The following is a 23,262-nucleotide window of genomic DNA, read 5'->3' on the forward strand; positions in this document are numbered from 1 at the left end:
TTTTAACAGCGACTTTGAAATTTTATCAACGCCATTCTTATTTTATCGGCGCCCGCTGAAATATAACGGCGAGCGCCGATATATCAGCTATTTCGGCGACTTCCCTATTTTATCGGCGCGATTTGATATTTATCGGCGCTATATCAAATATATCGGCACCATCCTTATTTTATCGACGTTCGCTGAAATATAACAGCGAGCGCCTAAATATCAGCTGTTTCGGCGACTTAGCTCAATAGATCGGCGACTGATCATTATGAAGCAGTGCGCTCTTTAAGCGGACGATGCTCAGGAACATCAATGGTACTACTCTCTTCTTTATATGCACAATATACGAAGAAAACAGCAATGAGTAAGTAAGCGATAGCATATTGTGACGCGGCGTTAAATGCCATTTCAGAAGCGTGCATGAAGCCTGTGAACGATAAGCCAGCTGCAACTAGTGAGAAAGCAGCTGCTTTTACAAAGCGTCCGTCGATGATAAACACGGTTACGGCACCCAAAATAATCGCGGTAAACATGGCACCTTCACCTAATGGGACGATCCCTTCAGAAATACCAGCCACAACTTGACCAGCATCGCTATTAAAGCGCGTCATCACGTAATTCGCAAAGTAAGGAAGCATAGCGAGTGCAACAGCTGGGTAATATTTCGTTTCATTTGATTGAAACGCCTTTCCGACTAGTGACAAACCAACAAAGACTAAGATCGGCGCAATCGCAGCCATCGGAATAATTGCTGATAACGCAGCGACAACACCTGTCACAGCCGCTAAGCCGAATACAACGGCATTCAAAATACTATAGCCACGTCCTGCACCCATTTCTTTTGAACCAACAGATGCAATATAAACCGTTGTCGGAAATAGGCCACCAAATACAGAGCCTAACATCGTACCAACACCATCGACTGCTTGGCATTGTCGCACATCATAGCCATCACCTGCTGCATCCATCGCATCAACGTTGTTCATCGTTTCAATCGAATTGTAGACGGTAATCGGAATGATGACAGCTAATAACCCGACCATCGCGGTAAATAACATCGTCATCCCATCAAAAGCAGCGAGGGTCGGCAAAATCGGATACAAGCCCACATTCGATAATCCTTCAGAAATTTGACTTGGCGACTGATAGCCCAATGTAAATGCTAAAACCGTTCCGATCACAATCGCAAATAATGATACTGGAATATTAAACGGCATAGCGACTTTTCCGATCACACCAACAATAATAATCATGAGCGTCACAAGACCAACGACGGGAATCGAGAACGTATTAAATAACATTTCGCCTGCAACAAACGTGATCGCCACACCAGCAAGTGCTCCGAGTAGAGCAGCACGTGGAATTTGCTTGCGAATCCAATTACCAGCAACACTACCGATTACTTGAATCAAGCCACTCAAAAACGCGGCTGCAACTGCGATTTGCCATGCTAATTGATAGTCGTTCGTTAAAGAATGCGCTGGTACTAAGACCCCGAATAAAAAGACAAACATGACTGGCGTGCTAATCCCATACGACAGCGCGGTCACATCGGTTCGACCTTCTTTTTCAGCAAGACGTTTCGCCATATGTGCATAATACAAATTACCAACAATGACAGCAACAGCTGCACCAGGGATCACTTGACCAAACACGATACCAGTCGGAAAACCTAACCCCAACATCGTCACTGCAATTAATACAAAATTAGCTAAGTTATTTTGAAATAACGCGAAAAATGCATCTGTGTCTTCTTTCTTAAATAGTGGATAATTGACTGCTTTCTCCATCTTCATCGCCCCTTTTTATTTATTCGTTACGACCTCATCAATAAACGTAACTTCGCCATTTGATAACGATTCGATTCGTGCCAGTGATTCGACTTGATAGCCTTCCATCTCCAATTGCGTCCGTCCTTCTTGAAACGCCTTTTCGATTACAGCACCAACGCCAACGACCGTCGCCCCAGCTTCCTCAACGACTTCTGTTAAACCTAGTGCCGCATTACCATGAGCTAAGAAATCATCAATAATTAAGACACGATCCCCTTCAGCTAAATACTCTTTTGAGACAATTACTTGATTGAGCTCTTGCTTCGTATACGAATAAACGCGACTCGTATACACGTCCTCTGAGCCAGTTAACGCTTTTTTCTTCCTAGCAAACACAAGTGGTACATCTAACGTGTTCGCTGCCATGAAACTTGGCGCAATACCTGATGATTCCAAGGTGATTACCTTCGTGACAGATTGATCTTGGAAACGCTTGGCGAATTCCTGACCAACCGCCGCCATGAGCTGAGTATCAATTTGATGATTTAAGAAGTTATCCACCTTCAAGATATCTTCTGATAAGACCCGACCGCGCTCACGAATGGCTTGGTGTAATGCCTCCATAATTGAACCTCCTTTAGACTATTTGAAAATAAAAAAAGTCGAATGCTTCAAACCACTTCGACTAAAAGTGATTTCAAGCATTCGACTTATATGACTATACAAAATAAGTACGAAAAGCTAAGGATCTAGACCTGCTCAAACGACAGTCTACCCCTATTCGCATCCATCACTTGTAGTCAAGTTAATTTACGGTAACTTGGTAGAAACTCGTGGGCCATATCCCCACTATTATACAAGTAGCTTATGAAATTGTTCGTTTCTGTCTATCATTATACATGATTAACAGATGTAATCAAGATTAATTTTATAAAAAACGAACGAATTAATAATCCAAAAACGTTTCGTTCGATTTTCAAATAATTAATGATTAATATATACTATAACAAACCAATCTAACGTTATCAATAGCTTATTTATTGATTAACTCTAACGTACGATTCACTAAGGTTATCTAGATTCACAATCTCAACTTTATTGCTTGGTTAATGCAAACGTAACAATTTAGTTAAATAAAAATCTGACACAACACAGCACTCTAGGCGTCCATTTAACTATAGGAGGTAAGTATTATGGCAAAAATTAAATTCGCTTCTGCACTCTTGTTTTTCACCTTTATCTTAATAGGATGCCAAAACAACAACCTAGATCTTAATGAAGAGGTTACAAGTATTGAGGTGTATGAATGGGACAGTGAAGAAATTGTCGCTACCATCGATGATCAAGAATTCATTGAAGAACTTGTAAAAGAATTAGATAGTGCCAAAACAGCTTCAACAGCAGAAATGTCCATTGCTCGCGGCCCGGATTATGAAGTGCACTTTAATAATAACGGACAAACGTTGTTTCAAATTAATTATTATAAAGAGGTTATGAATTTAGGTGTAGAAGGACGGTATCAGAATTTTAGTGAAGATATAATGTACAACGTTGAACTACGATTACCTATTGAATAATAAGTTCTATCACATGAACTGTAGCACTAGTCTAACTAATATTGCAAAATGGAATCCCTTAATTTAAATTGTAAGGTTATTTGTATTGCAAGATGCAAAAATAATTGAGGTGATTTCAAAATAACAAACATTTATATGGTAAAATAAGTTAAAGTTGGTTGCGAATCTGAAACAAACCAGTACATAGGATATTCATAACAAGGTGATTACTTTGTGCAACTCTCTTGCTGATTCCGAATACTTTACGTCATGGATCAACTTCACACAGTTTTCTACACTGCAAAAGATTTTACAACTTAAAAACGAATTAGAAAAACTGCTCAATAAAGCATATACAAAATTTCTCCCAGGTATAAAAGATTCAATATACACCAATATAGATTATTAATAATTTGAAGTAGTTTTTAATTTTAATATACAATATTTTGATAAAGGGTGTGTAGATATTAAAGCGATTATTTTTGATTTTGATGGTACACTTGCTGATACTTTGCCAGTTTGTTTTTATGCATTTCAATCTGTATTTAAGGACTTTGACAACAAAGAGGTTACACCAGATGAAATAAAGGCTATGTTCGGTCCATCTGAGACTGGAATTATCAGAGAAAATCTTTTGGATTCAAATTATGACAAAGCAATTGAATTATATTATGAGAAGTATAGTGAAAAACACCCAGAACTTGTTCCTAAGAATGAAGAGATTAACGATTTACTCCTATTTTTAAAAAAAGAAGGCTATAAATTAGGGATTGTAACAGGAAAAGCTAGCAAAAGTTTATTTATCTCTTTAGATTCTCTTAATATTAGTGACTTATTTGATGTGATAATCACTGGTGATGATGTTTCTACACCAAAACCTCATCCAGAAGGACTGAACAAGGCATTGGCAAAGCTTAAAATAAATAATACCGATGCTATTTTTTTAGGAGATAGCGACGCTGATATTTTGGCTGGTAAACAAGCTAACGTGCATACTATCGGAGTACATTGGTTGCCAAATTATCAGACATTAGAGTTTGGTGTTCAACCAGACCAAATGTTAAGTGACATAAATGACTTCAAGCAAGCACTAAAAAATTATAGGTAAACAATATTATATGGTGTTTCCATTATTGTAACTAATATCATTATTTAACTTTAATAAATATTTGTAATTAAATAAGAGCAACTTCAACCTGTCACCCATGTTATAATAGAAGCACTAAGTCAAAAAGGGTGACTCAATTGATCGAACAAGCAACACGAACTTTAAATCATTATTATGGTTTCACTTCTTTCCGCCCTGGACAAGAAGGCGCCATTCAATCCATATTAGATAATCACCACACATTAGCAATCATGCCGACTGGTGGCGGAAAATCGCTTTGCTATCAGATTCCGAGCCTTGTTAAAGATGGCACTGCGATTATTATTTCACCACTCATTTCGTTAATGAATGATCAAGTGGAAGCCTTACAAACAGTCGACATAGATGCAACCTATATCAACAGTTCTTTAAGCGCATCCGAACAACAACAGCGCTTAAGAAGGATGACAGCTGGCGACTACAAGTTGGTATACGTGTCACCTGAACGGTTTGAAACCCCGAACTTCTTACATACGCTAAACCAATTGGATATTTCGCTCATCGCATTTGATGAAGCTCACTGTATTTCCCAATGGGGCCACGATTTCCGGCCAAGCTATCGTTCAGTTGTTCCTGCGATGAAAGAATTAACGCAACAACCACCTGTCATCGCCTTAACGGCAACAGCCACACAGACCGTCATTCATGATATCCAACAACTTTTAGCCATTCATAATGAACATACAGTCGTTACTGGCTTCGCTCGTGAAAATTTATCTTTTCACGTCGTAAAAGGTGTAGATCGTAAGGAATATGTTCAAAATTTCGTCGGATCAAGACCAGATGAATCAGGCATTATTTACACGCCAACGCGAAAAACGACGGACCAAATTCATGATTTATTAAACGACCAAGGCATTAAGACTGCTCGTTATCACGCTGGCATGACGAAAGACGAGCGCCAAGCCGCGCAAGAAGCTTTTATTGCAGACGACATCCAAGTCATGGTCGCAACCAACGCATTTGGTATGGGTATCGATAAGTCAAATGTCCGTTACGTGCTTCATTATGCTTTACCGAAAAATATCGAATCCTATTACCAAGAGGCAGGACGCGCAGGACGTGATGGTGTCGACAGTGAATGCCACTTAATTTATTCACCGCAAGACATTCAGCTACAGAAATTTTTGATTGAACAATCGGATTTAGATGACTCACAACGCCAAGATGAGCACAACAAACTGCAAGACATGATCGCTTATTGCCATACGCACCAATGTTTACAGCGTTATATTTTAGATTATTTCGGTGACAAAGAGACTTTAGGCGATTGTGGGCAGTGCTCCAACTGCTTAGATGAGGGCGAACGAGACGATATGACGAAGGAAGCTCAGATGATCATGTCTTGTGTGAAACGCATGAACGAATCATTTGGCATTACATTAACGGCGAAAGTCTTAAAAGGCTCTAAAAGCCAAAAGGTGTTAGACATGAATTTTCATAAGCTTTCAACTTACGGCTTGCTGAATCACTACACCGAAAAAGAAATCATTAATTTAATCAACTATTTAGTCGCTGATCAATATTTAACCGTGTCTGACGCACAATTTCCTGTTTTGAAATTAACGTCGCAGGGAGCTGCTGTTCTGAAAAACGAAAAAGAAGTTTGGATGAAACGCCCTGAACAAGCCAAGCCAGTCGAGCTCACGTTTTCTGAAGAACTATTCCAGACATTACGTAACTTACGTAAAACTATAGCCGACGAACAAAACTTGCCACCTTACTTGATCTTTTCCGACGCGACCTTAAAAGAACTCGCAAGCCACATTCCAGAAACAGAAGCTGACATGCTAAGGATTAAAGGAATTGGCGAGAAGAAATACGAGCAATACGGCGAACCATTTTTAGAGAAATTACAGGCATTTCGCGCAGAGCACGGCGATGCGATTGAAAAGACACAATCGGTAACGAAATCTGCGGCACCATCACGCAAAAAAGATGAACACGCTTCCGAGAAACCAAGCTACATCACGTCATTCGAATTATTTGCGAGCGGGAAAACAATTAACGACATCTCAGACGAACGCGGTCTTTCACCTAACACAATCGAGAGCCATCTATTCCGCGCCTATTCAGAAGGTTATGAACTTGATTTCAGTCGATTGGTCACAGATGAAACAGAAAAACTTATTTTAGAAACGATTAATGAATTAGGTTTAGAAGAACTGCGGTTTAAGCCAATTAAGGAAGCATTACCTGATGACGTGAGTTATACAGAGATTAAGGCGGTGTGCTTTAAGCATCAATTACTTTAGCTTCATGTTAAGAAAATAACGAAAAGCCTCAAGGACGAGCATTGAATTGCATAGCAATTTTATGCTCATTCTTCTTCAACTAATGCCTTGCTCCTATTAAACTAACGCCCCTATTTAGTTTAAGTACAAAACTTCACAATCTGCCTTATGCGTATCCTTTTTGTTTCCATATTCGTTGAAAAGTTACCTTATTACTTTCGTTTATTAAGATAAATACATCAGGATTACTAAGACTTTTCCAATCATCGAACCCAAAATTTACGTTATAATACATTAAAAGTAAGGACATTAAATTTCCATGTGTAACAATGACTGTATTATTGTTTTTGCTAAAAGCTTCTTCTACAATCTCAACAATTCGTTTCATCGCTTCTCGACTGGACTCTCCGCCTTCAAATTTCAGTTCCATATCATCAAATGTACTTCTTAGTTTTTTAAACCAATCAGAAAGATTTTTGGTGCTCAGAATACGTTCTGTCAATTTTCTATCAATCTCAACGTCTATATTTAATCTCTTTGCAAGTGGGTGTATAGAATCGATCGCACGTTTATATGGACTTGAAATAATGTGGTCTATTTTAATATTGGAGAAAAACTCAGATAAATCTAAAGCTTGATCAAGACCTCTATCTGTAAGTTGTGCTTCAGGCGACTGTCCTTCTGCTTCGCAATGTCTAATAATATATATTTTCTTCAACATAAACCACTCCAATAATATGAATAATGTAATTATGACGAATGAGTTGGAATCAAAGCCTCGGCATGTTTAATACTTTCCTTTAAATAAACAGGTGAATTTGGGTGGCTTAATATTTCTTCAGTAGTTAACCATAATACCTCTTCAACCTCATCAGGATTTTTAGGATATGCCTCACCAGATGCATATTCGCAATGAAAAACAATATCCACTACATTTTCACCAATATCTGTAACGAAAGATGTACTATGCACAAAATCTACCTTTTCTTTTACTTTCACACCAACTTCTTCTAAAATTTCACGTTTTACTGTTCTTTCTAATATATCTGATGTATTTCCTTCTATATCAACCTTACCTCCAACAAGGGAAAGTAGACCACCAGCATGATCCTCTTTTTTACTTCTTTCAATTATTAGCCACTTATCATTTTTCCTGATAGTACCTTCAACATTTACGATAAAGATAATGAGTACCCCCAATGATTTATTGTTTTTATCTTCTTCAAATTTCACTAATTATCCTTCCAGTTACTATATTTTTATTAAATTAACCTGCCTAGTTAGTTGAATAACGTTCTTTAACTTATTTTACTATATAAATATAATTCATATTACAAGCAGCTCTACATTTTAGGCTACAGTTTAATATGCAAAAAGCAGTTCAATTAAGGATACATTTGTACTCCAAAACGGAACTGCTTCTTTTTCTTCAATCACCCTTGTGAATATGGTTTTGATTGATAAAAATAATTAGGTTTCTCTATAGCATCACGATATGGTTTATGAAAAACATGTGTTGTTGCAGGGGATACTGGGGGAATCAGCCAAGACCATTTTCCAGTCACATCTCGATCAGCTTTAGCTTCTTTTTCTTCAAACTTCTTAAATTGCTGGGCGGCTGTATGATGGTCAACAATACTAATACCAGCTTGTTTAAACGAATATAGGACAGCTGTATTGAGTTCGATTAACGCACGGTCTTTCCATAGTGTGGAAGGTCGATCATTATTGAGGTTCATATAATCAGCTATGGTTGGAAGCATGTTATATCGACTATCATCGGCCAAATTACGTGCACCAATCTCGGTTCCCATATACCAGCCATTAAAAGGAGCTGCTGAATATAAAATCCCGCCAATATCAAGTGACATATCTGATATAATCGGAACAGCATACCACTTCAAGTTTAAAGCAGAAAACCACTCATATTCAGGATGACTAATTGATACCTCATATACTAAATCTTCGGGAATATTAAACCACTTGGGTTCATTATCATTAACCTGAATGACTAGTGGCAAAATATCAAATTGTCCATACTTAGGTTCCCACTCTAAATCGATGCATGCATTTGTAAATGCAATAGAATCAGGATCGCCAACTATCCCATCCTCTGTTTCATAACCTGCATAACGAATGAGCTGATGATTCCAAATCCGTACCGTTTCACCAGATATACTCTGAGAAAACACAGAAATCGTCGGTCTTATCTTTCCACCATTAGTAGCAAAATCAATGTGTTCTATTAAAGCTTGATATATAGCTTCTTCTGTTTTAAGATATCTTTTATCTAATACATGCAACTGATCCCAAAAAAGTCTTCCAATACAGCGGTTACTATTACGCCAAGCCATCTTTGCTCCATACTCTAACTCTTCAAAGTGATGTTCATAGAAGCCTTTTTCATCTATTTCTTGAAAAACATCTTTAATACGTTGTTCCATTTCATTTTCTGATTTACCTAATTCTTCATAACAAAGGCTCAAAAATTCTTGTGCCTCTTGGTGCATTAATCCCATGTTTGAACCACCCCTGTGATATTCAAGTTCTTCCCCAAAGTTTATCATAAGGTTGCTTCAAACATATTCAGAAATTGTGATAAAAACAGCAAAGTTTAAACTTCACTCATATACTTTTGATATTGACTATGACCATCCGTTAAACCAACCGATTCGAAATGATGGTCCTTATAATAGTCATTTAGTTTCGTATTGTCCGCAACACAATCTAGTCTTAGATACGTTTTATCAGTTGTATTATTTTCGATCCATGCCAAGATTTCTTTTCCAAGTCCGTTATTCATGTAGGATGGAATAATCGCAAGCCTATGTAAATAAAGGGAACTAGTGTCAACATCGTCTCCCCAAATATGTACATCCCATTCACTCTGTTCAGATAAGAGTGTAAAAGTCGCTACTATTTGTTCATTCCGCTCCACTACATAAGTTTCGTTGTTAGCTATAGCTTCTTTGATTTCTTCATCATCACCACCTGCTAACAAAAAGCCCCATTGGTCGATTTCATTATTTTGCAGCCAAAGAGCGACTACCTTTAATAATTTAATAACCTCATCACAATCCTGATTTGTCGCCTTCCTGACATCAAAACCTTCAATTTGATCTAAATACATGTTGATCTCCTTATAGATTATAAATTTTGACTTATGATGATTTTGCTACTTTAATTCTATATGACATACATGCTGAAAGTGACGCTTTTGGATTAAAAGTCATCTCATCCCAATCCATGGCACCACCAGAAAACACATCAATGACTTCTAACCCCGCCAATTCACACATCGTTTTTATTTCATCAACATGATAACAAGCTAGAACTTGAGTAAAAGATTCTTCCGGCGCCTCCGTATACCACCATGTGTCTGTCATGTGGTTGGTATCGTGAATGTAACCATATTTCCTACAAACTTCCCCATCGGAATCTATATACATTTGTTTGCCAGCAGTTTCTCGCCAATATGGTGGGTTATAAATATCAATCAAACCAATGCCATCTTCAGTTAACCACTCTCGAATACGTTTCAAAAGATAGAGCTGATCAGCATCTTCACCAATACCAAACCCGTCGATATACAACACCGCATCGAAAGTTTGGGGCAACTTAATATCATAAAAGCTTCCACATAACGACGTCACATTCGGATGACTATTTTCTTTCGCAAACTCAACTAATTCAGGAACCAACTCCACTGTCATAACATCTTTATTAAATTCAGCAAGTCCCCGAGCAAGGTTCCCGTTACCCGATCCAATTTCTAAAACCGTAAAAAATTCTTTTCCTGTTTGATCAACAATCTCTTTTGCTGCTTGTTCATCGTATTCGCTATACGTCTGCAAATGCTTCATCATATGAAACTGATTTTTGTAAAACGGTTTGACCCAATTATCTTGTTTCATCATTCAACCTCCTGTTATATTTATAGTTTTATAACAGGATAGATTTAAAATTTAGAATCCCCACAACCATGCACTCCTTTTTAACTCAATCATTCTTGAGGCGGCAAAGAATAAGTAACTTCCCCCACTTCATTCAAGAATTCCATCCTTGGCACATCATTCGCATCAACAACCATTCGAATCCGCGGTTGACCTTTAGAATCATGAAGCCTCACACTCACATCACCATTAGAGTCCTTACCCATAAAAGCTCGTGTTGCATTACCTTGGAATAATTCATTAAGTTTTTGATTCTTTTCTTCTTCAGTTAAATTGGACTCTCGGATCTTTTTATCTTCTTCTATTATTTCTGTAAGCGGTTGATCCGGACGATCATAAATAGAAAAGCCGTATTGTGATTGACCTTTATGTTCCGTGAACTGCATTTGTACCACTTGATCTTGTTCATATTCATCAAATGTTAAAGAAGCACCTGCATAGAGATTTCCATCTTCGTCTTCTTCACTTCCATAAATAAGACCACCACACTCATCACCTTTTCCGTTATAAAACATGATGCCTGAAATCGGCTCGTTTTGCCTGTGACCTGGTAACACATCTTCACCATTCATCAACAAAGGCGGAATCTTTTCTTGAATAAACAACGTCATTTTAATGTCATTGTTTTCATTCACAATATTGAGTTTTTCAACATTAATCTCATCAAATCTATTCTGATCCCCCATCTTTAAATCACCCTAACTCATATTATAATCGTTATACTACCACAAATGACATAATTTTTCTATTTTTCAAATATTATTCCTTAAAAATAAGAGGTGCTAGGATTTCTCTTTTCCTAGCACCTCTTATGCGTTATCGTCAGCCATCATTCTAGATTTCTGCTTATTTTCAATTTTATTCGCAAGTCCTAGCACACTTCTTGTTACTAAAGATTTAAAAATATAGCCTAAAAAAGTGTGATACCATTTCCACCATTTTTTCCACTCGATTAGATTTGTCTTCTTAACTGCCCAGATTTCAATAAATAACATAGGAACCACAAAGTAAATCAATTTATATACAATAGAAAAAAGCTTATCTTTTTCGGTTATTTGATTATATAATATGTCAAAAGTTGGGTACATTAAAAAATCGAATAGGATATGTGTTTTAAATACTTTTGGAAAAAATCGCACTGGATACCTTAATATTTTGTGTGAAACAAGAAAATTATCGATTATTGTATTGGTAACCGCATTAAATAAATACACTAATAGCCAATTTTTTATGGGTGGCTTTCTAAATAATAATATTAGTAAACCACCTATGGTTAAAACTGTCATAACCCTAAGAAACAATTCATCGGATTTGTCTGACTTCACAAGACATCAACCTCACTTAGCATACGGGGTGATTTATTAGGTGCTTTTTTATAAAATCACTCTCACTCTTATCTTTTCGTGCAACCTTATGATTTATTCTTTATATTGAGCAAATAAGCGTGGGTTTAAACAAACGGCAATTTAATTTTCAAGTTAAGTTTTAAACAATTGATAATTTGTCTACGAATCCTCCTTTTTCTTATTTCCTAGCGGTACTTGAATTTTATTTTAGACCTACATCCCGCTAGCTGCATTTTTAAATTGTTTTTGACCGGAACTTTAAACATAAGAAGAAAAAAGATGGTGGAAACTATGGAGATCATCCAAGTAAGTAGTGGCTTCTTAACCATGAGCATACTGTAAATGTACATTTTTGTGTAAATAAGAATCGACCAGTACAAGTTCCACCCATTATAGAAAGAAATCAATTTTAATTTTTGCCCGATAAACTCAACAAACATAGAAACAATAATCCACTTACATATATACACTATTTGTTTTGATAAAGATTTAGGAACATTTGATAAGTACAAAAGAATTAGAAGCGGAACTACGACTAAGATGTGCAAAATCCTCACTGCCCTAGCGCTTAATGTTTTACATTTTAATTCCCACATAGGAAAATCTCGACATAAAACGTAATAAAGACAATTGAACACACTGACATAGATCAAGACATGATAATACTTCGGGAGGTTTCGCCACGTCTTTTTTCGTATGTTTAACGCCAACAACAATAATGAGAAGATTATGTGCATTGTTGCGCCTTCTTTCTTTTTTAGCATTTTCCCTTATACTTTTTCATTTACATCTATTATATGTATGAAGAACTTAATTGGAAGAATGTAAAAATAATGAAGTAAATCTAATTGAACATCTATATTAAAGCCAGTCGGTTCTATAATCCTAATTAAAATGCGATAAAATATAAAACAGGCTACCGAAATATTTCGGCAGCCTGTTATATTCTCATCTAAATATTTTTTCAACTATAATAATTCTCGTCTCTATAAATAAAATGAACTTCACTTCCCAAATTTAAAACTTCAATAAATTCCTTATAACTGTAATCCATACTTATGAAATTCTTTATGCTTTGCTTCTTCAACTACTGCGCCCGTTTGTTCAAGAACAATTTATTTAGTTTCCTTTTCTTGTAGCCATAGAAACAGGTTTGTAATAAGTTTAGATACAATGAAAAGTGCTACTAATAATAGAAATAAATGAACATAATTTACTCCCTTAAACAGATGGAGCAAGTGGAGTTTTACCATAATTGGTTCTAATGCAAAGGCAATTATTGCTGATAATATTACAGCGTATAGATAGATATTCTTTTTATGAATTAACGTCCATTGATATAACAACATAAAACACACTGGTATCAGTGAAGCACTAAAGGAAAACCCCGGTAAAAAGGGGGCAATTTGATAAGGATATTCCCACAAACCCAGGCTAACAGCGATAGAAGTAGCGTAAGAAAGCCATACATGATAATTAAGTCCAAAAAAACCAAGAAGTAACATTTTATTTTTATCAATTAACATGAATAGCACGATTAGGGGTACGATTAATAATAGAATGTCTAACCAAAATTGCCATGCACCAAAGTTCGATAATGATGTCCAATACTCGTATTTAAATTGATGTACCTCTTCAGTCATAGACCTGATTTTATTCAAGTCTTTTAATTGTTCTTCCTTCACTTACTATCTCTCCCGACAATACATAATTATCGGGTATTTTAACCATTTGTTTGTTAAACTATTCTGCAGTTAGTTTAAGAACGTCCTTTAACTCATTTTACAATAAAAACACCAATAACCTTTGGATTTCCCACATTTTATTGTTCAATTATAATCACAATTAGCCCTACAATTTAATATGAAAAAAGTAGTCCAATCAAGGGTACAAATTGCAATTTAGTACTCCAAAATTAAACTAATTATTGGATTATCCAAGTGCTTTATTTTATCGAAAAGGTACTGTCCCTAACATGACGATACTATTGCATTACGATTCTTTTTCATTTCTCTCATGACGGAGTAACTTGAAAGTGCCTACTGCAGATAAAACGACACCCATGCCTGCTACAAGATATTGAATAAGACCGACTCCATCAAGAAAGCCTAAAGCGATCATGACTAACATAAGACCGAGCATCGTTAAAGTAAGATGAGTATTGTCCATCTAAATCACCTCCAGTTTTAGTGTTATGTTTATCTTAACGTAACATAACACTTTTGGTAAAAAAAGGATAAATAAACATCACTGATTAATTTTCATGGTATGAAAGGCGATGTTGTGGTTGGATGTAAACGTTAAAGCCAATGAGGTGTTTAAATGAGTAATCCGTAGTAAGACAAAGTATTATTTTTTCTTTTTTCTATACAGAAAAAAGGTCATTAAAATAGTAATAAGTAAAACTATAACGAGAAAAGCATTCTCAAAGAAAAATTCGAAAATCTCCATACTCTTCCCTCCTAAATCTTTCATTTACTCTGCAAAAATATGAATATCTATTATCAACACAAGGGATTAAACGGTTGGAGCCATCGGGGAATATAAGCAAAAAACTGAAATCATCAACAGAAAGTTCTCATTCTTCTTCGACTAATACATCCATTAGTACAATATAGATGAGTTATCCTTCTCTTAATCCTAAATATCTAATTTCTTTATTATTGACTTTCACGATATAGATATCACTTTTTTCTACCGTTTCGTATATGGTAGTTCCTACTTCTAATTTAGTTGCAGTGTGGTTTTCAAAATCAGCGCTACTTTCAGTCTGCTTTTTAATCTCACCAATATCGTCGCCTAAAGCTAATTCTTTCTTATTTACCCATTCAATATCCTCTGCATTACTATATACAATATCATTTAAGACAAATATATCGGCATTTTCATTCTCTGTTAAAATTTCTTCGGGAGTTGGATTATCAATAACTGTTTTTTCTGATGTTGTTTGATTACTACAGGCAACCATTACCATTGATAACATTAAGACCAATGAAACAATTCTTTTAAACATATCACATGCCCCCATTTTAGAAATTAGACGTGGAACAAAAGGTTTTGTTTCAGCTTATTGAACGCTATTGTTGAAATAGTTAAACAACATTTGATCCCACTTTTATATGAATTCACAATAAATTCGTAACACAAAAACGCCTGAGAAACGCAGGACATCAACCTTCTATCCCTTATCTCTCAGACGTCTGTTACGACTTTATTGTTGGGTTACAGTTCCAACGTCAACTTAGCCACAGACTCAACATGTGCTGTTTGTGGAAACATATCCACCGGCTGCATCTCTTCAACCTTGTAGCCGTACCTCACCAAATACTTTAAATCACGTGCTTGAGTCTCAGGGTTACAGGACACATACACGACCCGCTTCGGTTTGAGTTTAACTAAGCTGGACAAGAAGGCTTCGTCGCTTCCGCTTCTTGGTGGGTCCATAAACACTACATCTACATTCTCACCGTTTTCCGCCATCTGCACCATGATCTCTCCAGCATCCCCTTGATAGAAACGGGCATTTTTTACACCGTTACGTTTTGAATTACGAATGGCGTCACGAAACGCGTCTTTATTAAGCTCGATGCCAATGACCTTACCAGCTTTCTGGCTTGCAACCAGACCAATCGTACCAATCCCGCAGTATGCATCCACCACGGTTTCCTCTCCAGTTAGCTCTGCCATTTCAATAGCCTTTGTATATAGCTTTTCTGTCTGGACAGGGTTAATCTGATAGAAGGAGTTCGCTGAAATTTCGAATTGCAATCCACAAAGAGTGTCTGTTATGGTTCCCTTGCCGAATAGTACCTTTTCCTGATTACCAAGCACCATGCTGTCATTTCTATTATTTACGTTTAGAATCATGGTCGTAATTTCTGGATGAGTTTTTCTTAGTGCTTTAACAAAATTATTCTTCCCTTTAAATATAGGTGATGCAGCTACCATCACTACCATAATCTCACCACTCTGCTTACCTACCTTTACCATTACATGCCGCAAAAAGCCCTGTTCGGTGTCTTCGTTATACGGCTGCATTTTAAAGGACTTCATCATTCCCTTGATGGTTTGAATAATCTCATCCGCTTTCGGATCATGGATGAGGGACCAATCCATTGGTACAATCTGGTGAGTATTGGGGGCATACAGACCACTAATAATCTCCTTCTTTTTATTCAAACCAAATGACATAACGTTTTTGTTCCGGTAACCATGTGGCTTTTCCATAGTTATGATGGGCTCCGGCTTTCCAAAAGGTTTCATTAGCTCATCGATCGTTTTCTGCTTGAAACGCTTTTGTGCCTGCTCGTTCATGTGGTGTATCTGACATCCACCAGCCTCACGGTAATAGGAACTTGGAGAGTTCACACGATCTTTTGAAGGGCTTATCACCCGCTTCAGCTCCGCGTTAAAATAGCGTCCTTTTTTTGAAATGGTCACTTCAGCTGTTTCACCAGGCAACAGATTCAATACCTCAAGCTGCTCCCCTTCCCACTCAACAATGCCTTTACCTTCCATGGTCAAACCTGAGCAGGTTACCTCTGTGGTTACATTTTTCTTGCCCTGCTGGCTCTTATCCGTAGCATTCTTGCCTTGAGATTTTATGTTTTTTCGATTTCCATGCGGTGAGGATTGTTTGTTATTCTGTTTTTCCGATTGATGTTGTTTCTTGCTAGTTTTTTTATATCCTTGATTCTTTTGTTTAGTCATAAGATACTACCCAACTTTTCTTCTAATATGTTTGACATTCAATTATAAACTACCCAAAGCTGACCGTAAAATGTATTAGTGTAAAAGCGGTGGATAGGTTTTTCCAGTTATCTACCTTTTAAGAAATAGGACAACATTTCTTTTATCATTTACATTAAATAACATAGTTCTTCAAGTTAGTATAACACTTCAATACATCCCACCCTTAATAATAAGGCTTACCTAACTATATAGAGTTAACTAGAAATCAAAACAAAAAGAGGAATTCACGGATCCTAAAACGAAACTAATATGTAGAAGAAAGGAGAATTTTATGAAACCACCTGTAGCAAAACGCATTTCACATTCTCATGAATTGCATGGCGATGTACGAGAAGATGACTATTATTGGCTGAGGGATCGTGATAATCCGGAGGTCATCGATTATTTAAAGGAAGAAAATCACTATTACGAAGAAATCATGAATCCATTAGAAGAACAATTCGAACAAATTTACCAAAGCATGGTAGACCGTGTTCCTGATTCAGAAGTGAAAGTGCCTGTGGAGCATGGGCCATTTTTCTACTATTCACGCTTCGACAAAGACAAGCAATACCCAATCTATGCACGTAAGCACGCTGCAAGTCGAGAGTCTTTGCCAGAAGCAACAGAGGAAGTAGTGCTCGATCTAAATGAATTAGCCACAGAGGATGAATATTTAAATGTGACCGTACAGCGCATGAGTACTGATCATAACCTTCTTGCTTACTTAGAAAATCGAGATGGCTCTGACCGTTTTACCATCTACATAAAGAACATGGAAACTGGTGAGCTTTTACCTGATCGAGTTCCGAATGTCTTTTTGATTGGCAGTTTGGAATGGAGTCGTTGTGGTAAGTATATTTTTTATGTGACTGTCGATGAACAACAGCGCCCGTTCAAGCTATGGAGGCATCGTCTGGGAAGTGATGTAAATAATGATGAACTACTTTATGAAGAAAAAGATACCACATTTACATTATTCATGTCGAAATCTCAAAGTGGTAGATTTATAATTGTTGAGTCAAGTTCGAAAACAACGAGCGAAATCCGCCTAATAGATGCAGATTCGCCGCTATCATCGATACAGCTGTTGGATGAACGCCGAGATGGGATCGAATATGATGTTGAGCATTGGGGTGATGACCTTCTCATACTGACAAATGAAGAAGCGTTGAACTTTCAGCTACTCCGTTGTCCTATCGATGATCTTAATTCAAGGGAAAAAGTTATTGAGTATAACGAGAATCGCTATCTTCAAGCCATGTATCCGTTTCAAGACAGGTTACTACTATTTGGACGGGAGGATGGATTAACGCAAATTTGGATGCTACGTGATGATCGTTTAGAAAAAATCGAATGGGATGAACCCCTATATACCGTTTCTTTGATATCTCACCAAAGCTATGAGGCGAAGGAAGTACTACTTCAATATGAGTCCCATATCACTCCAAGAACAACTTACGGGCTAAATTTGTTGACTGGTGAGAAGCGTAGGTTGCAAGTTGAACCGATTAGCGGTGAATTTGATCCATCCCGCTATCATCAAGATCAATTGTGGGTAGTAGCCGATGATGGAGTTAAAGTCCCGATGACGGTTGTCTATCAGGAAGACGCACTAAAATCTGGACCCGCCCCATTGGTTCTGGATGGATACGGATCATATGGAGCAAACAGCGATCCACATTTTAGTCCTTATCGCCTGCCGCTTCTGGACAAAGGAATTGTATTTGTCACAGCACAAGTGCGTGGCGGATCAGAAATGGGACGGAATTGGTATGAAGACGGAAAAATGCAGAATAAACGAAACACGTTCACCGATTTTGTAGTTGCAGCTGAGTATCTTATTGAACATGAATACACTACTCCAAGCAAAATGGCTGCTCGCGGAGGAAGTGCGGGAGGCATGCTCGTAGGTGCAGTGTCCAATATGGCTGGAGACCTATTTCAGGTCATTGTTCCTGAAGTACCTTTCGTCGATGTAGTCACGACTATGCTAGATGAAACCATACCCCTTACCACATTAGAATGGGATGAATGGGGCGATCCACGAAAGCAAGATGACTATTTTTATATGAAATCATATAGCCCGTACGATAATGTGGAAACAAAAGACTATCCACATCTATATATCACAACTGGCATAAACGATCCACGAGTTGCTTTCTGGGAACCAGCCAAGTGGGTTGCACGACTAAGAGCCATGAAAACCGACGATAACACCCTTCTGCTCAAAACAAACATGGGTGCCGGCCATTTCGGTGCATCAGGCCGTTTCAACCATTTAAAGGAAGCAGCTGAATGCTATGCGTTTATTTTGGATAAGCTTGATGTTGCTTTCGAATAAAAATTCAAAGTTTTAAAAAGACCCCCGAAGATTAGAGTAGAGCTAAAAATCTAACTTTCGGGGGTTAGTTCTTATTCGGGGGTTGGGTTTTTATTAAGTGGTTATGACTTCCTCACTACCTTTGAAACACACTACACATGTGTTTTGATAGAAAGATAATAATAAATACGATACGCATATATTTTATTTTGCGTGAAGATACACTCTTAAGAATTCTTTTATGGAAAATTGTTTGTTAATGTAAAAAACTCTATTGTTCCTATCCTTAAATATTTCTTTGAATAGTATCGTTGTACTATGCAACAAATCAAAGGTACAGCAATGTGCTTACAGGAGATCATCTATTTACTGATAGTTATGTTAATAAACTCTAATAATCATTTTGAAACTAACCTCCATTCCCTACTCTGTTCAATCTTTATTTTTAAGGATCATGGATTTTGGTGGAGGTTTTTATATCGGTTTAAAAGTGGCAACTATTCATCTTCAACCCCAACAATCGTAATATCCATTACAACACTTAGATCCAAATTATTATATTCAGTTAATAATTGGTTGTTTGACTGAAAGATTAATAGATTCGGCCTCAACGGGAAACCACTATTCTGCTCAGTCACAATAGCTTTATCTCCATTATTTAGAAGTACAATTTTCCCATTTGGATAAGGGGATATGATTTTCAAAAAAGAAGGTAATATTTCTGGATCAAAATGTGTGCCAGCATTGCTCATGAGTAGTTCTATCGCTTCATCAGGTGTCCTCCCTGGCCTATAAGGACGATCCATCGTAACCGCGTCATAAACATCAGCAATAGCCGTAATACGTCCGTAAAGGTGAATATCTTCACCTTTCAAATTTCTTGGATAACCCGTTCCATCATATTTTTCATGATGCTGTAAGGCGATATGTGCAGCTAAAAGGCTAATTTTATCCTTGATTTTCACAAATCCATCCATGGGGTGTTTCTTTACTACCTCAAATTCTTCCTGTGTTAGTTTACCAGGCTTGTTTAGAATCTCTTGTGGGATATATAATTTGCCCAGATCGTGCAGCAACCCGCCTACAGCAATATCACTTAACTGGCTCCTGCTTAAACCTAGCTCCTTAGCTATATACAAACTTAACACTGTTACGGAAACTGAATGAGTGTATGTACCAAGATCATAGCCTTGGATACTTGTAATATCTATACCAATATCATCATTTGACAATACCTCAGACAAAATATCCTCCACCACATCTGTAATTTCTTCCATGCTTCTAACATGATCGGATTGATGAAAATTTTCTAATACATCTTTCGTAGTCGAGATAGCTTTTATTTTTGTTTCTTCAGTTAACGATTCCTGGAGTTTAATGTCTACACCTTCGAATCGTTCATCGCGTATCGTTAGACGTCGATACCCCATCTTTTTTAATCGTTCAATCATTCTGGATTGGAGTTTTGTTCCTTCTGTGATCAATCGAGCACCACTAAGGTTATAGATATTTTGCTCTAATATATCGTTTACTTTAACATTTTCTATATTTATATTTCGCATAATAAAGCATAAATTCCCCTTGCTACACATTTTATTACTATTAGATTATAGCTATACACTACTCTAGTTAATTATTGTACTTTGCAATGTATTTTTATATCTCTTCTATCAACACACAGCATTCAATATGATATGTTTACGGAAACATATCAACTGCTTAATCTGACAACCACTGCAATCATAATAATACGGACAAGGTGACTTCACGCGACTATCGGCCGATTCAAGAATGCGTTTCACGCTAGCATTCACGAACCGCCCTATTCTTCGTGACGTAAATTTCAGCGGTCTCGCCTGGGAGTAAATACGGCACTTCCAACTGCTTACCTTCCCATTCAGCGATTCCCTTATCGTCATTCGTAAAGCCTGTTCACGTCACTTTCCCCGTTTAACCTTTTTGCGGTGACTTGTCATGCGGTTTCACGTTGCCATGCTTAGCACCTTGTGGTTTCGTTTGATTATAATTAGATTATTGATGTTGCTTTTATGATTTGGTTGCTTTTTACGTTTACTCATAGTTATGACCTAACTTTCTTTTTGCCTTTGACCTTTCATTATAGCTTATCCCAGTAGCACAGTAAAATAAGGGAATCACTTAAACTCAAAACCTTTTAATTGGCATTTCATTAAAAGTTGAATATACTAGTAAACACATCAGAATTGAGGGAGTTTTTGAAATGACTCAAAAAATATATGTTATCCATGAAAACGCAGAATGGTCAGAACCCCTTTTCGACGCGCTCGACGCATTAGGTGTGCCGTATGAAGATTGGTTCATCGACCAAGGATCGATTGATTTGTCCGAGGCACCACCTGAAGGCATTTTCTATAATCGCATGAGCGCATCATCACATACTCGATCACACCGATTCGCACCTGAGTTCACCTCAGCAGTGCTTGCTTGGTTAGATGAACATGATCGTGTCGTCTTAAATGGCAGCCATGCACTCGACTTAGAAATTAATAAAGCAAGACAATATAGCGCCTTGCAAAAAGCCGGAATTCGCACACCGAAAACGATCGTCACCACTGGCACAGATCAACTAATCGAATCGGCGAAAAAAATGGATGCGCCGTTCATTACGAAACATAATCGCGCCGGCAAAGGGCTTGGCGTGCAATTGTTTTATAGCATCGAAGGCTTGAAACAATACGTGTACTCAGACGATTTCGAAGAGCCAATCGATGGCATCACATTACTACAACAATATATTGAGTCTCCTGATTCATCGATCACACGGTGCGAATTTATTAATGGGCAGTTTTTCTACGCGGTAAACGTCGACACATCAGAAGGTTTCGAATTATGCCCAGCTGATGCTTGTTCAATTGAAGACCAATTTTGCATGACGACCGAGAATACACGCGACAAATTTCAAATCATCACAGACTTTGATGATCCAATCATCACCCAATACGAGCAGTTTTTGAAACAAAATAACATTGCATTTGCGGGTATTGAATTCATTCGCGATGAAGCTGGATACCTGTACACATATGACGTCAACACGAATACCAACTACAATTCAAACGCCGAAGCTAAAGTCGAACAATTCGGCATGCAAGAAATCGCCAAAACACTTGTGCACTATCTCAATCAACAAATAAAAAACGAACAGCACGTCGGATAAATAAACAAAAATCGCACTGAGGACTTGATCCTTTGTGCGATTTTTTATTTGTAAAATATTATATGTAACCATTCAATTTTTTTGCTATAATTTTTCTAGTCTACTAGTACTTAACTTATCTATAAAACTAAGAGAGTACAACAAATTAAAGGGGAAATAATTTATGATGATTGGCTTTGAAGGCCCCATTTTAATTGTCGCCTTCATTCTTTGGATTGCTATAGTTATTTATTTGAAGTTAAAATCAAAAGCTACCAATTTGTATCTCTTTTTCTTCACAGTGTTTTACATATATCTATGTTTCGTTATTGATTATACACAATTCCCTATTATATTAAATGAGCAAATGGCAGAAGATTTTGGGCAAAATGTATGGACCGATGCTAACTTAATTCCTTTCAACCTTGAACATTTTGCTATAAAAACTTCAATACTTAATATAGTTTTAACCATCCCTTTTGGTTTTGGATTCCCCTTCATAGCCAAGGCTACTTTTAAACGTATGGCGACTGCTGGTCTACTTATTGGGATCTCTTTAGAAATGCTCCAACTAATTATGGCATTACTAATAGGTTTTACAACTAGATACGTAGATATTAATGATGTCTTATTTAATTTTCTTGGAACACTCGCGGGTTATACACTTTTTAAAGTTTTTGTACGATTATTCAAGATGTCTATCCAAAAGTTTAATATCCAATTAAATTCCTTTTTAAAGTATGTATATAATGACGATTAGAACTTCAATTTTAGCTTTCTCCAATGGGTTAGCAATTTTTTTCTGATCATAAATCGCTCGTAAAACAATTGCTAACTTATCCAAATGATTATCAAATCCTAACTATACAATCACTCCAACGAATGCTCATCAACTAATTGATCCACATGGTCCTGAAGTTCTTCTACCTCTGCATCACTCAAGCTCACCTGTTGGTTAAACTCCTCTGGTTCTTCAGGCAGTAAAATCGTCTGAGGTTGATCTAACGTCACTTCTCCCTCTTCGCCATTAGTCGCCGAAT

The 23,262-nt window shown here is 37.0% G+C and carries 22 protein-coding genes and 1 riboswitch; of the genes, 6 read left to right on the top strand and 16 right to left on the bottom strand.

All coding sequences use genetic code 11. The features are described 5' to 3' along the window. Positions 1-254: 254 nt before the first annotated feature. Both FHR85_RS05290 and FHR85_RS05295 read right to left on the bottom strand, forming a co-directional pair. Positions 255-1,778, bottom strand: coding sequence for a SulP family inorganic anion transporter (locus tag FHR85_RS05290; RefSeq protein ID WP_167261825.1), 1,524 nt, complete (start codon positions 1,776-1,778; stop codon positions 255-257). Positions 1,779-1,793: 15 nt separating this feature from the next. Further along, positions 1,794-2,384, bottom strand: coding sequence for a xanthine phosphoribosyltransferase (locus FHR85_RS05295; RefSeq protein WP_167261826.1), 591 nt, complete (start codon positions 2,382-2,384; stop codon positions 1,794-1,796). A 153-nt stretch (positions 2,385-2,537) separates the two neighbouring features. Beyond that, positions 2,538-2,640: riboswitch (purine riboswitch) on the bottom strand. Between the two features lie 313 nt (positions 2,641-2,953). Here FHR85_RS05295 and FHR85_RS05300 point away from each other — a divergent pair. The 3 genes from FHR85_RS05300 to recQ all read left to right on the top strand — a co-directional run bounded on the left by FHR85_RS05300 (position 2,954) and on the right by recQ (position 6,718). Continuing rightward, positions 2,954-3,337 carry a DUF5301 domain-containing protein gene (locus tag FHR85_RS05300; RefSeq protein ID WP_167261827.1) on the top strand — a complete coding sequence of 128 codons (384 nt, stop codon included), beginning with the start codon at positions 2,954-2,956 and terminating at the stop codon, positions 3,335-3,337. Between the two features lie 445 nt (positions 3,338-3,782). Then, complete coding sequence (locus FHR85_RS05305; protein WP_167261878.1) at positions 3,783-4,424, top strand: HAD-IA family hydrolase; 642 nt, start codon at positions 3,783-3,785, stop codon at positions 4,422-4,424. Between the two features lie 128 nt (positions 4,425-4,552). After that, the gene (gene recQ, locus FHR85_RS05310) at positions 4,553-6,718 is read left to right on the top strand and encodes a DNA helicase RecQ (protein WP_341770932.1); all 2,166 of its coding nucleotides are present in this window, start codon (positions 4,553-4,555) and stop codon (positions 6,716-6,718) included. 145 nt (positions 6,719-6,863) lie between these two features. Here the strand turns inward: recQ and FHR85_RS05315 are convergent, their stop codons facing one another. The 12 genes from FHR85_RS05315 to rlmD form a co-directional block, all read right to left on the bottom strand. Beyond that, on the bottom strand, positions 6,864-7,418 hold the full coding sequence (locus FHR85_RS05315; RefSeq protein ID WP_341770933.1) for a histidine phosphatase family protein: 555 nt from the start codon (positions 7,416-7,418) through the stop codon (positions 6,864-6,866). Positions 7,419-7,447: 29 nt separating this feature from the next. Further along, positions 7,448-7,882, bottom strand: a complete 435-nt coding sequence (locus tag FHR85_RS05320; protein WP_167261880.1) for an NUDIX domain-containing protein — start codon at positions 7,880-7,882, stop codon at positions 7,448-7,450. Positions 7,883-8,130: 248 nt separating this feature from the next. Beyond that, positions 8,131-9,216 carry a nitric oxide synthase oxygenase gene (locus FHR85_RS05325; protein ID WP_167261829.1) on the bottom strand — a complete coding sequence of 362 codons (1,086 nt, stop codon included), beginning with the start codon at positions 9,214-9,216 and terminating at the stop codon, positions 8,131-8,133. A 95-nt stretch (positions 9,217-9,311) separates the two neighbouring features. Next, entirely contained in the window at positions 9,312-9,827 is a 516-nt protein-coding gene (locus FHR85_RS05330) for a GNAT family N-acetyltransferase (protein WP_167261830.1), read from the bottom strand. Positions 9,828-9,858: 31 nt separating this feature from the next. Then, positions 9,859-10,611, bottom strand: coding sequence for a class I SAM-dependent methyltransferase (locus FHR85_RS05335; RefSeq protein ID WP_167261831.1), 753 nt, complete (start codon positions 10,609-10,611; stop codon positions 9,859-9,861). An 89-nt stretch (positions 10,612-10,700) separates the two neighbouring features. After that, on the bottom strand, positions 10,701-11,336 hold the full coding sequence (locus FHR85_RS05340) for a hypothetical protein (RefSeq protein WP_167261832.1): 636 nt from the start codon (positions 11,334-11,336) through the stop codon (positions 10,701-10,703). A gap of 123 nt (positions 11,337-11,459) precedes the next feature. After that, positions 11,460-11,975 (bottom strand): CBO0543 family protein, encoded by a 516-nt coding sequence (locus FHR85_RS05345; protein WP_167261833.1) that lies wholly within the window; start codon positions 11,973-11,975, stop codon positions 11,460-11,462. A 206-nt stretch (positions 11,976-12,181) separates the two neighbouring features. Beyond that, positions 12,182-12,760, bottom strand: a complete 579-nt coding sequence (locus tag FHR85_RS14615) for a CBO0543 family protein (RefSeq protein WP_424923978.1) — start codon at positions 12,758-12,760, stop codon at positions 12,182-12,184. Between the two features lie 351 nt (positions 12,761-13,111). Next, on the bottom strand, positions 13,112-13,681 hold the full coding sequence (locus tag FHR85_RS05350) for a CBO0543 family protein (RefSeq protein WP_167261834.1): 570 nt from the start codon (positions 13,679-13,681) through the stop codon (positions 13,112-13,114). Positions 13,682-13,988: 307 nt separating this feature from the next. Continuing rightward, positions 13,989-14,165 carry a hypothetical protein gene (locus tag FHR85_RS05355; RefSeq protein ID WP_167261835.1) on the bottom strand — a complete coding sequence of 59 codons (177 nt, stop codon included), beginning with the start codon at positions 14,163-14,165 and terminating at the stop codon, positions 13,989-13,991. A gap of 454 nt (positions 14,166-14,619) precedes the next feature. Next, positions 14,620-15,009: a hypothetical protein gene (locus tag FHR85_RS05360; RefSeq protein ID WP_167261836.1), complete on the bottom strand. Its 390-nt coding sequence runs from the start codon at positions 15,007-15,009 to the stop codon at positions 14,620-14,622. A gap of 209 nt (positions 15,010-15,218) precedes the next feature. After that, a complete protein-coding gene (rlmD, locus tag FHR85_RS05365; protein WP_167261837.1) occupies positions 15,219-16,706 on the bottom strand; it encodes a 23S rRNA (uracil(1939)-C(5))-methyltransferase RlmD in 1,488 nt (495 codons plus the stop codon). A 313-nt stretch (positions 16,707-17,019) separates the two neighbouring features. Between rlmD and FHR85_RS05370 the strand changes: the two genes are divergently transcribed. Then, the gene (locus tag FHR85_RS05370; protein WP_167261838.1) at positions 17,020-19,071 is read left to right on the top strand and encodes a S9 family peptidase; all 2,052 of its coding nucleotides are present in this window, start codon (positions 17,020-17,022) and stop codon (positions 19,069-19,071) included. 476 nt (positions 19,072-19,547) lie between these two features. Here the strand turns inward: FHR85_RS05370 and FHR85_RS05375 are convergent, their stop codons facing one another. Further along, positions 19,548-20,612: an HD-GYP domain-containing protein gene (locus tag FHR85_RS05375; RefSeq protein ID WP_167261839.1), complete on the bottom strand. Its 1,065-nt coding sequence runs from the start codon at positions 20,610-20,612 to the stop codon at positions 19,548-19,550. A gap of 677 nt (positions 20,613-21,289) precedes the next feature. Here FHR85_RS05375 and FHR85_RS05380 point away from each other — a divergent pair. Continuing rightward, complete coding sequence (locus tag FHR85_RS05380; protein ID WP_167261840.1) at positions 21,290-22,243, top strand: ATP-grasp domain-containing protein; 954 nt, start codon at positions 21,290-21,292, stop codon at positions 22,241-22,243. Between the two features lie 163 nt (positions 22,244-22,406). Beyond that, positions 22,407-22,982 carry a VanZ family protein gene (locus FHR85_RS05385; RefSeq protein ID WP_167261841.1) on the top strand — a complete coding sequence of 192 codons (576 nt, stop codon included), beginning with the start codon at positions 22,407-22,409 and terminating at the stop codon, positions 22,980-22,982. Between the two features lie 110 nt (positions 22,983-23,092). On the opposite strand, the gene FHR85_RS05390 is transcribed toward FHR85_RS05385, so the two are convergent. Continuing rightward, complete coding sequence (locus FHR85_RS05390; RefSeq protein ID WP_167261842.1) at positions 23,093-23,233, bottom strand: hypothetical protein; 141 nt, start codon at positions 23,231-23,233, stop codon at positions 23,093-23,095. Between the last annotated feature and the right edge of the window lie 29 nt (positions 23,234-23,262).

It is taken from the genome of Alkalibacillus almallahensis (assembly GCF_011761495.1).
Classification (GTDB): Bacteria; Bacillota; Bacilli; order Bacillales; family Alkalibacillaceae; genus Alkalibacillus; species Alkalibacillus almallahensis.

Coding starts and splice junctions, on each gene's coding strand:
- FHR85_RS05290 (WP_167261825.1), bottom strand. CDS start 1,778: ATGGAGAAAGCAGTCAATTATCCACTATTTAAGAAAGAAGACACAGAT.
- FHR85_RS05295 (WP_167261826.1), bottom strand. CDS start 2,384: ATGGAGGCATTACACCAAGCCATTCGTGAGCGCGGTCGGGTCTTATCA.
- FHR85_RS05300 (WP_167261827.1), top strand. CDS start 2,954: ATGGCAAAAATTAAATTCGCTTCTGCACTCTTGTTTTTCACCTTTATC.
- FHR85_RS05315 (WP_341770933.1), bottom strand. CDS start 7,418: ATGTTGAAGAAAATATATATTATTAGACATTGCGAAGCAGAAGGACAG.
- FHR85_RS05325 (WP_167261829.1), bottom strand. CDS start 9,216: ATGGGATTAATGCACCAAGAGGCACAAGAATTTTTGAGCCTTTGTTAT.
- FHR85_RS05330 (WP_167261830.1), bottom strand. CDS start 9,827: ATGTATTTAGATCAAATTGAAGGTTTTGATGTCAGGAAGGCGACAAAT.
- FHR85_RS05335 (WP_167261831.1), bottom strand. CDS start 10,611: ATGAAACAAGATAATTGGGTCAAACCGTTTTACAAAAATCAGTTTCAT.
- FHR85_RS05340 (WP_167261832.1), bottom strand. CDS start 11,336: ATGGGGGATCAGAATAGATTTGATGAGATTAATGTTGAAAAACTCAAT.
- FHR85_RS14615 (WP_424923978.1), bottom strand. CDS start 12,760: ATGCTAAAAAAGAAAGAAGGCGCAACAATGCACATAATCTTCTCATTA.
- FHR85_RS05355 (WP_167261835.1), bottom strand. CDS start 14,165: ATGGACAATACTCATCTTACTTTAACGATGCTCGGTCTTATGTTAGTC.
- FHR85_RS05360 (WP_167261836.1), bottom strand. CDS start 15,009: ATGTTTAAAAGAATTGTTTCATTGGTCTTAATGTTATCAATGGTAATG.
- rlmD (WP_167261837.1), bottom strand. CDS start 16,706: ATGACTAAACAAAAGAATCAAGGATATAAAAAAACTAGCAAGAAACAA.
- FHR85_RS05370 (WP_167261838.1), top strand. CDS start 17,020: ATGAAACCACCTGTAGCAAAACGCATTTCACATTCTCATGAATTGCAT.
- FHR85_RS05375 (WP_167261839.1), bottom strand. CDS start 20,612: ATGCGAAATATAAATATAGAAAATGTTAAAGTAAACGATATATTAGAG.
- FHR85_RS05380 (WP_167261840.1), top strand. CDS start 21,290: ATGACTCAAAAAATATATGTTATCCATGAAAACGCAGAATGGTCAGAA.
- FHR85_RS05385 (WP_167261841.1), top strand. CDS start 22,407: ATGATGATTGGCTTTGAAGGCCCCATTTTAATTGTCGCCTTCATTCTT.